6 protein-coding genes and 1 pseudogene are annotated in these 12659 nt (G+C 35.8%); 4 read left to right on the top strand and 3 right to left on the bottom strand.

Features of this window, described 5'->3' with window-relative positions; translation table 11 throughout:
• Positions 1-40 precede the first annotated feature (40 nt).
• A complete protein-coding gene (locus AAHF87_RS00235; protein WP_342146188.1) occupies positions 41-364 on the top strand; it encodes a DUF3579 domain-containing protein in 324 nt (107 codons plus the stop codon).
• 201 nt (positions 365-565) lie between these two features.
• On the opposite strand, the gene AAHF87_RS00230 is transcribed toward AAHF87_RS00235, so the two are convergent.
• Both AAHF87_RS00230 and AAHF87_RS00225 read right to left on the bottom strand, forming a co-directional pair.
• A complete protein-coding gene (locus AAHF87_RS00230; RefSeq protein WP_342146187.1) occupies positions 566-1228 on the bottom strand; it encodes an endonuclease in 663 nt (220 codons plus the stop codon).
• Positions 1229-1308: 80 nt separating this feature from the next.
• Complete coding sequence (locus tag AAHF87_RS00225; RefSeq protein ID WP_342146186.1) at positions 1309-4755, bottom strand: hypothetical protein; 3447 nt, start codon at positions 4753-4755, stop codon at positions 1309-1311.
• A 338-nt stretch (positions 4756-5093) separates the two neighbouring features.
• Between AAHF87_RS00225 and AAHF87_RS00220 the strand changes: the two genes are divergently transcribed.
• The 3 genes and pseudogenes from AAHF87_RS00220 to AAHF87_RS00210 all read left to right on the top strand — a co-directional run bounded on the left by AAHF87_RS00220 (position 5094) and on the right by AAHF87_RS00210 (position 10973).
• The gene (locus AAHF87_RS00220) at positions 5094-6452 is read left to right on the top strand and encodes a hypothetical protein (protein WP_342146184.1); all 1359 of its coding nucleotides are present in this window, start codon (positions 5094-5096) and stop codon (positions 6450-6452) included.
• A gap of 523 nt (positions 6453-6975) precedes the next feature.
• Positions 6976-9639, top strand: a complete 2664-nt coding sequence (locus tag AAHF87_RS00215; RefSeq protein WP_342146182.1) for a hypothetical protein — start codon at positions 6976-6978, stop codon at positions 9637-9639.
• A 118-nt stretch (positions 9640-9757) separates the two neighbouring features.
• Positions 9758-10973, top strand: a pseudogene (locus tag AAHF87_RS00210) (IS256 family transposase).
• 295 nt (positions 10974-11268) lie between these two features.
• Here the strand turns inward: AAHF87_RS00210 and AAHF87_RS00205 are convergent.
• Positions 11269-12567, bottom strand: a complete 1299-nt coding sequence (locus AAHF87_RS00205) for a flavohemoglobin expression-modulating QEGLA motif protein (RefSeq protein ID WP_342146181.1) — start codon at positions 12565-12567, stop codon at positions 11269-11271.
• Positions 12568-12659 lie beyond the last annotated feature (92 nt).

Genomic DNA, 12659 nt, shown 5'->3' with positions numbered 1-12659 from the left:
TAGAGTAATATCACACCAACTTAATAAGAACTTTAAATGTATGTTAGAAAATACCGTCACACACAAAAGCCAAAGAGAAAAACTCATTCTAATCGAAGGAGTTACCGAAACTGGCGAAAAATTCAGACCCAGTGACTGGGCTGAGCGTATGTGCGGTTGTTTGGCCAGTTTTACTAATCGGCGCATGGTGTATTCCCCGCAGCTACGACCGATGATCGATCAAGAAAGTCGCACCAAATGTCTAGTTCTCGATCCCAAGCTCAAAGAAACCAATCCGGATATTTTTGACTGCATTATGAAATTTGCTGGCGAAAACCGTTTAAAAATCCACGAATCCTATACAGAAGCTGAAGAAACCAAATAGTTATCCCGCCGATTTTATTTTCTCCTTAACAAAACTGGAACTTTTGTCATTGCGAAGGCGTAAAATATTAATCGTCATTGCGAGGTACGGAAAAATTAATCGTCATTGCGAGCACCGTAGATGCGTGGCAATCCATGGTGGCCGCGCTCATTACATTCGCTCGCCCTGACCCGTTTATTTTAAAACTATTTTTTTGCTGTTTCAAGCGCAAAACGCTAGCAAACAATCCTGTGCTAGTTGGCAGGAATGGCAAACCGGTTTCGTTTTTCGACAATGTTGTTTAGCGTGTATCACTATTAGCGCATGGTATTGTTTGTATAGATCCACACTTTTGGGCAGCTGAGTTTCGAATAGTTGCCGACATTCCTCATACTTTTCCTGACCTTGTATCAGATCCAAACGTTGCAATAAGCGCCGCGTATAGGCATCTATCACAAACACTGGCCGATTAAAGGCATATAATAAGATATCATCCGCCGTTTCGGGACCTATACCCTGGACTTTGAGCAATCGTTCACGCAACTCGCTGGTGCTTAATTCATCTAAGCCTTGGTAATTACCCTGTTCCAGGTACCAACGGCAATAATTTTGTAGACGCTGCGTTTTAATCCGAAAATAACCACTTGGTTTTAAGTAGATCTCTAAGTCAGGTGTGGATAGGCTTAGTAGTGCTTCGGGCGTTAGGTTAATTTGCTCCTTCAAAAGCGCTAAAGCTTTTTCGACATTCGACCAATTAGTATTTTGCGTGAGTATCGCGCCGACCATTACTTCGAAAGCACTGTCGGCCGGCCACCATTGCTGGCGGCCGTACATACTAAGTAAGCGCGCATAGATATTTAGCAATTTTTGTTGGCTAACCGACATCGCTTGAAAAAGTAGCTATTGTATGCCTAAGACTGCAAATAAGCGATACTATATAGGGTTAACAAAATCTAATGAAAAAATTAGGCAATCCTTGGTTTTTCAACATTGATTATCCCCATCTCCAGCAATTGTTCTTTGGTAGGAGGTGCTGGCAAATCAGATTTTATTTTAGAAAATAGTGAAGAAATTCTCCTCAGTTTAGAAGACACCTGGTAATGAGGAGTTCCATTATTATCCTGATAATTTTTGTTTGTATGACCCGTATTATTAAATGAAGACATTAAAGGTAGGTTGGATTGTTCTTCTTCAATAGTCACACTGTTTCCATGATTGACGACGAAATCAGGGCGAGAATTCACTTGCAGAGGGGGAAGAGGATGAATTTCAGATACGAGCGGTAATATTTTGGTAATTTGATCCCATAAAAATTTTATTTCAGGTTTCGATTTTCCCTTGTTCAGTAGTACTTTCAAATTCGTTTGAATGTTAATTAAATTCTCTTTAAAATCATTGAAATTGTCTCTATCCAACTCTTGATTATTTTCGCTATCCCTAAGTAGCTCTAAAAGATTATCCTTAGTCTTTGTCATATTATTCTCAAAACTTAATATGTAAGCTTGTTTATCGACATGTTTTTTTAATGTTGTTTCAAAATTATCTAATTGTCCTTTTATTCCTTCTAATTTTTTTAGATCAGAAGACATATCTTTTGGTGTGCCACCTAATGAATAGCCTAAATAACTTCTTTTACTATCGTTAAAAGAGATAGGTGAATTTACCGGAAAAAATTTCCCTATAACCTTTTGTGTAGCCCATTCGCCGGCTTGAAAAAAAAATCCACCCACAATCATACTGAGCATCGGCCATAGTACTAAGGAATAAGTTTCTGCTTGTATCCCTTCATATGTAAGATGACCCAACAAACTCGGATTAGTAAAAAAAGTATTTAATAAACTCTGTAAGAAAAATTTACTATAGATATTTTGAATATTTTTAGTCGCTTTTTTTCCGAATTGATTGGACAGCATCCCTATGTAATTCATCCCTAAGTAATAACAAAATACTAAGGAATCTTCAGAACTAATGTACGAAAGTCTTCGGTAAAATAACATATTCATGATGGCATTAGTCATTGCCATTGAGATGGGTTTTAATGCATAAAAAATAATATTGTCTAAGCGTGGAAATCTTTCTGCTATTTGATTCCAAATTCCGGATAAGGATCCATTTATCGTAGCCAATATCGGGATAGTCATGTTAATAACCAGCGGATATTCTTTGGGTGAATAAGGGATCAATCCAGTTGCCTTATTTTCAGTCGTTTTTTTCAAATTTTCGATTTGATTATCAAATATAGCTTGGATCTTCGGCCAATTATCACAATTCTCAGCCATCATATAAGCCGTTTCATTTCGATTATCGATAAGATTTGGTAATGCTCCAAAACGGCAAAATTTCTGTATAATTAAATCTGGACAACTTTTCCTATAAATGGCAAAAAGAAAATGTAAAGGCGTTTCCAAACCTCTTTTCGGATTCTGATAATTTACAATGTCACTAGCCTGATAAGTATTATGCTGTAAAATCCTATCAATTTCAGTAGCATTTTTTGCGTGTATAGCATGCATTAAAGACAAATAATCATCATAAAATGCGGGTGTAGTAGAAAGCACGGGTGTTTGCTTAGTTGACCTTACGGTAGCTGTAGTTCTTGATGTTGTTTGGGGCATTGTTTTTCTCAATGTAGGCTGTGAAATTTTTATAGTTGTAGCTTTCAATTCAACAGAAGGTAGATAGTCTTTTAAATAAAGACTTGGCTTACTATGTTCATTGAATTCCGTAAGAGCATTTTTACAATTTTCTTTTAAATTGCTTGACCAATCTGAAAAATGCCATTGATTCTGATCTAAGATAGGTGTCCATCGAGCTTTAAATTCATCTTTATTAACACTCAAAAGCTCGCGATAAAAACCTGGGTAATGTTGAACTAAATAATTATTGTATAGCCAAGCAAGAGTATAACCAACATATCCAGTGTTTAATAAAGTAGGTAAATGCAATGCGGGAGTATTTTTAAAATCATGTCCAACATGATCCGGAGCACAAGCGCCTAGAGAAAATAACTCTGCTAGTCCTTCGTTAAAATTAAGATTAACAAGTCTAGTAATGTTTTTATTGACAGATAATGCTTCTCGATTTATTTTATGAATATAGTGATGTATAAATTCATGTCCAGCTACATGAAAAACTTGATGATCGGAAGGGCTAAAATAACTATAACCATTTCCATAAAATGTATTATGCTTAAAATCAGTTGAACGATAAAAACCATCTGCTCTTGGTAATTCGCCGTAGGCGTAAGTAAACGAATATTTTTTAAAACTATCGCCGATTCGAAAAATATAATCGCTTTGATAGTTTGGAATGTTTAAACCTAAGGATAATTTCCATTTTTCATAAGATTCAAGCGCGCGTCGCATGCCAATGCAAGCCAACTGTATTTTATCCTCGGACAAATTTGCATATTCTACACGCACGCTGTCATCAATAGGAAAGTTTGAACATATCAAGCTATTCGGTAATGCAACATAATCAAATGTTACATAGTCAGATAAAGATCCATTGGTCTTTAAAGCTTCAAGTCTGTCAGGATATTCTTTATAAATAACCTTAAAAAAATGCACATACAGATAATGTTGTAATAAGGGTTTATCGATATCATCGCGTTGTTTTAAATGATCGAAAAAAAATTGCTGTAAATTTAGAGCATTTTGATTTAAAGTATGCTTCGCCTGGGTTAATAATCGATCCGTAATATTAAATCCAGGTGCATTTTTATAATAATCTAATATTTGCCCTTGATATCCTAATAAATCAAAAAATTTGGTGCTTATAATATGGGTACTTATATTATTATTTAAGAAACAGGCTTCGGCTAAAGGATTAATTCCGAGACCTAAGTCATAGTTAGTCAAAAATTTAGGTATATCAAAACTTAATTTTAGCAAGGAAATATATTTTTCAATTAAATTGTCATTGATAGATGCACTATTATTTTTCAGCATGCCGGCAATTGCTTGCAAATCAGCACTTTTCATACTAATTTCAGATCGATTAAATATACTTCGATGTTGAACTTCCATGAGTTCACCTAAAAATGCGATGTATTTACTGATAATTTGCGACTGAAATGTCTCTACAACGGCTGTATGACTAATAATTTTTTCGTGTAAACTTTCAATTATTTGATTGAAAATTTGTAAGATATCGGCACTGATAGTATTTAATTGTTCTCTGCTTAAGTTTGCTTTTATATAAGCTTTTAAAAAATCTAGAAAGGTATTGATTGAATAATCCAAAATAAAAAAATTATGATTTTTAATTTGGCACGCTAATTTCTCAAGAACCTCTTTAATTCTGTGCGGTTCAAAAAAATAATTCCATTCATTCGGCTCTGTATTTAAAGCATCCTGTAAAACTTTTTCTAATTGATTTCCATTCTCTCTTATTGTTTTTATTGCTGGCACTTATTCCTCTCTAAAGAATAAACATTACAGGACTGGAGTGATCATGGATCATAGGTAGCGAAACTTAAGGAATGCTTAAGCTTGTGCTATGTATTAAAAAAATTGATAACAAAATTACTTTAAATAATTTCTTTTAATATTACCTTAATATTACCCTATTAAAATCGCCCGGATTAGGTTTCTTAAAGCACAGATTAAAGCTAGAAAAAGAAACCAGAATGCTTGGCTTTCTCATACTTACAAAAAAACAGTACGAGCGTTGAAGCATTTTTCATTAAAAAGCATCAATGCCAATACAAGGGTATGCAGGATTTTTTAATTTTTAAGAGGAACGACAAATGGTAGCCATTATCGACGAAAACAATCTCTTCCAGCAAAATTTAGATTTAGTACTGAAAAATCCCTCGCAAAGCTTGGAAAAGTTAATCCAAACAAATTTCCTGCAACACTTTATCGAAATTTTCAGCAGTTACTTAAATAATAATGAAATTACCAGCGATAATTTTAAAAAATTAATGGCGTTTAGCTCGTACTTTTTAACAGCCTATTGTCCGCGACTAGAAAATTTGAACGCGGCTGACCCAACTCTACCAAGTTATTTTGGTTTCTTAGCCAGTCTACGAAATACTACGCACAATATTAGCGAGCATGCGCTTGATTCCGTTTATCCATCTTTACATGACAGGAACTTAACTGATTTTATAAACAGTTGCCGTCAACTGAATGAGACTTCTTCAATTCATCATTTAAGCCCTAGTCTTAATAATTATTATTTTAGCCCTACTTTTGCAGACAATGTAAAAAAAGCTGCTGCATTAAACGCAGCAGCGGGTGTGTTCGAAGTTTTGAGTTTTATGCTTACGCATATTATGCAAAGGTATCAATTTTCCAATCCGGCCATTAAAGTGACGAGAATTATATTAGGCTTGATAAGTTCATTAGGCATTTCGGTATTACCTTTTGTTTATAGCCTTTTAACGCTTACTGAGCAAGAAAACCAAGCGCTAAGTCAAGAAAAAATATTACTAACGGCTTTATGCGCTTATAGTACTACTTTTTCTTTTCATATCATTAAGAATATTGCTCTTCAGTCTGAGCGCGTTAAATACTATTTAAACCATTGTTCTCCACTTAAATTATTGGCAAATAACTTACCCTTGTTCGGTTGTTTATTTATCGTTGCCAACGGTAATGAAAATAGAGTTGAAGGATTGTCAATTGCAATGCTTAGTTACTTAGCTGCACTTATTCCTAATCTTGCGACGCAATACGCTGTTGGCTTTTTCCCAAACAAAATTGAAAAAACTCATGTTGATAATCTAGAAAAAATCAATTTAGATCGTATCAAAGGTGTCATCGAAGGCCTTGAGGTCCCCAATATCTTCACATCTGATAATCAAGAAGAAACGACTTCTACTCTCACTCCAAATAATCCAGTTAACCCTCAGTATGTGCCTTGGACAGATAAATTATCCGCACCCGCTAGCACCTCTGCAAATCCTAGCGTTAGGACGGAAAATGAACTTACAGTGAGCAATGCGCATAAACAATCACCCTCATCTACAGAGATCGAAACCAGAATAAATCTAAACGCACCTATAACAAAACTTTTTACCCCTAAAATTTCTTTAAGTGGTGGACTTGTAACTTTCATCAAAGGAACAGCTACGATTCAACCAGCAGCACCTACACCTTAAACCTAAAGCCTAATCCTGTGTATGCATAGGATTAGGTTTATAGATTGATGTTTGTTATAAACGAGAACTGGAATTACTGCTCACGAGTAACGACAACTACCCTCTTTCTCCGCAAATAACCATTAAAGATTCATAATTCTCTTTTCCGTCATTGCGAACGGGTTACAGTCGTCATTGCGAACGCGTAGCACTTATTCGCTATAGCGAGCACGCAGCACTTATTCGTTATAACGAGCACATAACACTTATTCGTCGTTGCGAGCAATAGCATTTATTCGTCATTGCGAGCGCGCAGCGCGTGGCAATCTAAGCATTCGTTCGCCATGAGCGTAATTTTTTTAAATTCTTTCCTCTATTTATTTCATTCAATTTGCGAAGCGCCCGTTAATTTATACATAAATCAAAATTATTTATTAAATTTTTACATTGATATATGAAAAATAAATCGATTTTTTTGTTAAGGATCTCTTAAGCTTCGCCGCCTATGCTGAAGATCATTTTTTAATTTTTTTGTAGGTGTTTAATGCCAGATTTAACTGATTTCGAGGGATTATTGAATAAACTTGTTCGGCAAGACTTGGGTGAAAACAACAATTTAGAACAAGATTTTACCAAGCTTGAATTGTTTTTAAAATCTTTTAGTGAAGGACAAAGTGAGCTAATAAAGGAAAAACATATTAATAAATTGATAACACTGCTTGAAAAGTTAGGAGATTTAACCTTAAAACGCAGAAGTGATGATCATTATGCCAATTTAGATGATTTAGAAACCCATGCAACACAGATAATCAATTCAATGTCCTCACTCACGACAATTGATAAGTCAAGCAGTGCAAGATATGCATTTCTCAGTCAATTTCATACTAATGCCGATATATTAACTGAATGTGAACGGTTGTTTAATACAACTAAATGCGACCCTTACGAGCTTAACACTCAATTCAATTATATTATCCAAGGAAGATCCGTCAATAATTTTTCTATAGCAGAAACACTAATAAAAAAATTATTGTTTAGCTCTCAAGAATACATAAATTTACGTCTAAAAGATTTAAGCAAAACAGTTGATAAAAATAATCCTTTAGCTAATTTTTTAGACTATTTTAAAGCAAGCGTTAAAGTAACTAATAAAAATACACAAGTTTTATCTATTGATTTTGTAAATGATCTATCCAAACTTGCTTTCTATTTAACCGATGTGTTTAAAGAAACTAAACCTAAATCTAGAATTTACGATAGCTTATTTTCTTTAGTGTTGACCCTATTAAAAAATCCGTCGATAGGCGACCATCATTTGCATATATGGCAAGCAATAAAAGCATGTTCAGATCAAATGCTAGTTAGATTAACAGATCAAACAGCGGCCACATTAAAAAAACCTCAAGCAGGCATAGATTCTTCAATGAACATTCTTGCTGATATTTTCCATCAAATCATTAATATCGCTGCTGTATCACCGGCTGATAAACAAGAGATTGGAGAAATAATCAGTAAGCTCAGCATAGCTTGTCTAAAAATAGATACCTGTGATTCTTTTTCTGCATTAAATCAATTTAGTAAAACCTTAGGCAATTTGGTCCGTAGTTTATCTAAGAGAAATCAAACCCAAATAGAAAGAAACGCAACTCAAGCAATCGAAGCAACAGCTCAAAAAATTATTCAAAATGCAAGTAGTACAATTTCAGAATCGGAATTAGCAGGCTTTAGATGGTCATATCTCAAAGGGCGTTATGATAATAATGTTATTGCAATTCATAATGGTTGCGAAAGATTATTTAATACTAGCAATTGCCAAGAATTTATTCCTACTAATCGAACAACTGAGCTGGATATCGATATCATTACCATCGTTCCTGAAACAATAACAAATAGCACAACAGCTATTTCAACATCAACGTCGACTGCTGTTCCAGCTGTAAATACAACCATTGCACCAGCAATTAAACAGACAGCTCTTGTAGAAGATTCAGTTATTCAAAATATTACTTCTCCAGTAATTGATGATACGTTCACCAATCAAACGAACTCAATTTTAGATACTCCTGCATTAGAAAATGCTCATTTCGCATTTGCCAATAAAATACTTACTTCAATGGGACTCGGTGCATTCAGTGGTTTCTTGAACGGCGTAAGTCAAATAATATTGCATTTTGCTGAACAAAAAAATTGTTCATTGCCGACGCAACGCTTCCTGGCAGTAACCTTAGGGATAGCTAATTCATTTGCCATCTCGACTTTGCCATTGATTTATTCCATCATAGAAAATTTGGCTAATGATGAGACTGATTCTTTAGTAAATTCACAAAAATTACTTACTTGTACCTATGCCTTTATTACTAGCATCGTTTTACAAAGCATTAACGCAGGTGTGCAGTATGCTTTACCGAAAAAATCCATATTAAAAAATCTTTTTAATATGCTACCGCTATTTGCCAGTTTATGGATGCTCGCTAATAGTGATGAAAGCACTATAGAAAGTCTTGCTATTTTAGGGGCTAATATATTAACAGCACTTGCAACAAGTTCACTCACTTATTTTGCATTTAATCCTACGGTTCCTACGAGAAATCGGCGTGAAATTTTAGCACCCGAAAATCGAACTACTTTAAACTTTAATGGAGCTGAGACTGTAAACTCTATTAATGATGTAAATACAGAAAGTATAAAAATGATTAACTTTAATATTCATGAAGAATCTCATGCTATGAACGATACCACCGAATTAGATATAGTATCAGATACTGTACCCCTGCTAAATGAAAAGCAAACTAATGGCTTCCATCACAGAGCTTTAAATATGATGGTTGCAAACCCAGAATATGACACGCCTAAAAGTAATAGGCCAGTCACAATCATTGAAATTAAAGACGAGAGCCCTAAACATACCGAACGAGATATCGATTCTGGATATGGAGCATCTGATAAGTCTGATACTAAATCCAATACATCAAACAGAAACTCACTTGAGGATCCAATTTATGAAGCTATCGCTGGTACCGATAAAATTCCAGAGAATAACTATGAAAATAGACCTCTTCCTATCATACCTTCTACATCGGAAAATTCATTGGTAATCTCCGCTGGACTTTATAAGCCGTCTAATGGAACCATGAATAAAACTGTAGTGGTAACCGAACAACATACAGTAACAACAACTGTTCACTATAGTGTTTCTTCAACTAACTAATTGGAAAAAAAAAGCCTGCTTCTGCAGGCTTTTTTTGAGCCTGTAAATAAAATTGTGTAAGTGCTTATTATTAACTAAGCTAGCGACAAAAACGCTAGAGCTAATTGAGAAATAAGCAATGAAACAAGAACAAGAAATAAACCTAGACCCAAAATTAATAAATGAATTGGCTAAATCTATAAAAATTGAAAAAGATATCTCTGCTCTCAGCAAGCAGCTATTAAAACTCACCGTAGAACGTGCCATGGATGCTGAGCTAGACGAGCATCTTGGCTACGAAAAGCACGCGATAGCAGGCAAGAATACGGGAAATAGCCGCAATGGTTATTCGCCGAAGCGATTAAGGGGTGATTTCGGCGAAGTTGAAATTAACACGCCTAGAGACCGAAATAGTACGTTTGAGCCCCAACTTATTCGCAAAGGCCAAACGCGTCTCACAGAATTTGATGAACAGATTTTGGCGCTTTATGCCAGAGGTATGACCACACGCGATATTGCGGCTACGTTCAAAGAAATGTAGAGTGCCGAGGTATCGCATAGCTTGATTTCTAAAGTCACTGAAGCGGTTATGGATGAGGTTACGGTGTGGCAGAATCGTCCCTTAGAAGCAGTCTATCCCATCCTGTATTTAGATTGTATCGTTGTTAAATGTCATCAAGATAAACGGGTCATCAATAAATCCATTTATTTAGCTTTAGCCATTAATGCTGAGGGGAAAAAGGAATTACTAGGCTTGTGGATAGCCGAAACCGAGGGTGCAAAATTTTGGCTCTCTGTATTAACCGAATTAAATAATCGAGGGGTTAAGGATATTTTTATTGCTTGCGTTGATGGATTAAGCGGATTTCCAGAGGCGATAAATGCGGTATTCCCAAAAACTAAAATTCAGTTATGCATTGTGCATCTTATCCGGCATTCGTTACGCTACGTACCGCATAAGGACATGAAAGCCGTTGTAGCGGATCTTAAGGTTATTTATCGTGCTATTTCTATTGAACAAGCGGAAGAAGCGCTTCTCCTGTTTAGTGAAAAATGGGATAAAAAATATCCAGCCATTAGCCGTTCATGGCATAAAAACTGGAGTAATATTGACCTTATTTGATTATCCTGACGACATACGGAAAATTATTTATACTACCAATGCCATTGAATCACTCAATAGTGTTATTAGAAAATCGATTAATAATCGTAAAATTTTTCCTAATGACCAATCGGCATTAAAAGTTGTATATTTAGCTGTACAGAAGGCATCACAAAAGTGGACTATGTCTTTACATGATTGGAGAGCTGCTATGAATCGATTCGCTATCGAATTCGAGGGCAGATTCTCCTAACTCGGCATTTACACAAAATGGTTTACAGGCTCGGAAAATTTAATTCAGATGCTCCTGTACCGGCCGCTATTCTCCGTAAAAAAACCAACGGAACTCTAACCCACCGTGCATATAGTTTTCATAGCGATCGCACTCGTTCCTCTGAATCCGATACATCAAATAACAGTAAGTTCGACCCATTAGTTCCACAGCAGAAACGCGAACTGATTCATGCTAAAACCTAAATAAGAATATAGTGTGAGTTGTCGCATTAACCTGAAAAGCCTGCTTTTGCAGGCTTTTTTTCGTGCAAGGTTTAGCCCTGTAAAATATTTCGGTAATCGATGGCCAATTTATTCAGATCCAGTTGATTAAAAAATAGCGAATAACACATCCAACAGCTTAATGCCGCTAAATCGCGGAATTGATGTGGCATATAATGTGGTTTTACCAGCAATCCTTCTTCAAACAAATGCGCTAATAAACGTTGATCTTCTAAGCTAGTTTTACCGACGAATAACAAGTCAATTCTATCCACTAAACCCTGTTCCACCGCTAAACGTAGATAATTATAGATTAAAATAAAGCCTTTACTGTAAACCAAATCTTTAGTAAACGGGCCTAAATTCGGTAAACTGCCGCGAAAAATACGCACACTACTTTTATAACTTTCTTCCGGCGTATGCTCTTGTTCTTGAAAAAAATTAAATACTTGCAGAAAATCAGCGCCCTCTTCTGCCATGGCAATGCCAGTGACACGATCGGTTAATTTTTTAATGCGCATCGGCGAGGAAACAAAATGAAATAATTCCATAATAATCGCGAGACCTTCTTGATTCGCAATCGCCGAAGGCGGACCTTTACTCAGAAAAGTACAGATCGGTTGCTGCATACCATTCAATGTCGTACCCATGTGCACCCACCCTTCGTGCACTTCTAGAATACGTAGATCACGCTCACTAAATAAAGCGTCTTTACGTATCTTGATCCATTCGGCACCCGCTGCCGCATCCGCCACAATACCATCGCTAACTTTTACCCAATTTTTCGCTTTACCGGAGTGTTTAAAATACAGTGATAAACGCTGATTCAGAATTTCTGCGGCTTGTTGGCTATCGTAACGTTTTTCATCGAGTTCATTAAGTGTTTTATCTTTAATATTCGCTAATGCTTTTGACACGATCGGTACTAAATCTTTCAAACGCGGCGCATTCACATAAAAAGCATCGTCGGCACTCCCATATAATTCTTGGGATAAAGCACTGAATTCCGGCTTACCGCGCGCGCTTAACAAGCGTAATACATCCTGATATTCACGACACATACGCAACATAATGCTACCAATCGAACTTAATTGACCAACTTCGCGACTAATATCACGTTCTAAGCTCTGAAATTCTTCGCGTTTTTTGTCTATATCAAATGCCAAACTATTTTTTTTATAATAATCGACATCTACTTTAGGTAATTGTTTGCATTTATTTTTAAAAAAATCCGCTTGTATTTCTGGTCCCCATTTAATACTGTCTAAAATCTTTATCGATTCCTGCGCTTGCACGATGCGATCCGATAATTCGCGTAAGCGTGCGCGATAAGCCTTTTCGTAGTTTTTCATGTATCGCTACTCCATTAGCGGGGGTGAGTGTAAAGCCAGGACCGTCTATCCAACATTTAGCTTAAATTAGCTTAATTAGCCTACTTTATTTC

Source organism: Rickettsiella endosymbiont of Aleochara curtula (genome assembly GCF_964030935.1).
Taxonomy (GTDB): Bacteria; Pseudomonadota; Gammaproteobacteria; order Diplorickettsiales; family Diplorickettsiaceae; genus Aquirickettsiella.
Note: the sequence above shows the minus strand (reverse complement) of the source record. Positions and strands in the feature narration are given on the sequence as shown.

What these genes read in the sequence shown, in the direction of transcription:
- AAHF87_RS00220 (WP_342146184.1), top strand. Translation starts at nt 5,094, where the DNA reads ATGGTAGCCATTATCGACGAAAACAATCTCTTCCAGCAAAATTTAGAT.
- AAHF87_RS00230 (WP_342146187.1), bottom strand. Translation starts at nt 1,228, where the DNA reads ATGTCGGTTAGCCAACAAAAATTGCTAAATATCTATGCGCGCTTACTT.
- AAHF87_RS00205 (WP_342146181.1), bottom strand. Translation starts at nt 12,567, where the DNA reads ATGAAAAACTACGAAAAGGCTTATCGCGCACGCTTACGCGAATTATCG.
- AAHF87_RS00215 (WP_342146182.1), top strand. Translation starts at nt 6,976, where the DNA reads ATGCCAGATTTAACTGATTTCGAGGGATTATTGAATAAACTTGTTCGG.
- AAHF87_RS00235 (WP_342146188.1), top strand. Translation starts at nt 41, where the DNA reads ATGTTAGAAAATACCGTCACACACAAAAGCCAAAGAGAAAAACTCATT.